Here is a 720-nt window from a genome sequence, read left to right on the forward strand (position 1 = left end):
GAGCTATGGATCGCCTCGAAGGCGTCGGACTTGTAAGGTCTAGTCTTGCTCATGGCATATCTCCACGAAGTCTCCGTCTGCAAGCAATGCGGCGATCTGCCGATCCGTCAGACCTTGATAGGCCTTGGCCAACGTGCGGAACTGCGCGAGTTCATGGTCATCGATGTTGGCTCTGTCCTGCTTGGCGAACAGATATTCATAGACCCAGAACCGGTCGAAACCAGCCAGGATGATCGAGCGGTGCCTGTTGTCGTTCAGGCGCTTCTTGAACACGCCGCCGCCCAGATCATCCGCTTGTCCCACCGCCACCTGCACGATCGCCTTGCACAGGGCGGCGTCGCTGATCCGCGCCTTGCGCGCCGCCTTGGCGAACCAGGCCGTCTTGAATGTCCGTCGTGCCATTGGTTTAGATAGCACCTGGTGCTATAGACTTCAATCGCCATTGCTGACCTCGATGTCGCGTTCGAATGCCGATTCACATTCCGCTCCCGTTGCCATACACTGACATCGGCAAAGCCCAAATCCTGGCAAGTCTCAAGGCAACGATCCTCGCCCCATGAACCAGCCCACCGCCGACGATCTTCCCGACATTGTCGATCTGGTGATGGAAATGGGGCAGCCCGTACGGCCGCCGGCGCATGTGGAGGCGCTGGTCGAAACAGCGAAGGGCTACGCCAAGGCCGCCAGCTCCGAAAACACGCGCAACGCCTACGCCAAGGA

The 720-nt window shown here is 59.3% G+C and carries 1 protein-coding gene and 1 pseudogene; one reads left to right on the plus strand and one right to left on the minus strand.

Features of this window, described 5'->3' with window-relative positions; translation table 11 throughout:
* Nucleotides 1-39 precede the first annotated feature (39 nt).
* The gene (locus EOA38_RS38110; RefSeq protein WP_127222346.1) at nucleotides 40-402 is read right to left on the minus strand and encodes a type II toxin-antitoxin system RelE/ParE family toxin; all 363 of its coding nucleotides are present in this window, start codon (nucleotides 400-402) and stop codon (nucleotides 40-42) included.
* A gap of 154 nt (nucleotides 403-556) precedes the next feature.
* Between EOA38_RS38110 and EOA38_RS40845 the strand changes: the two are divergent.
* Nucleotides 557-720 (plus strand): annotated as a pseudogene (locus EOA38_RS40845) (integrase); the annotation flags it as partial.

This window comes from Mesorhizobium sp. M1E.F.Ca.ET.041.01.1.1 (genome assembly GCF_003997355.1).
Lineage (GTDB): Bacteria > Pseudomonadota > Alphaproteobacteria > Rhizobiales > Rhizobiaceae > Mesorhizobium.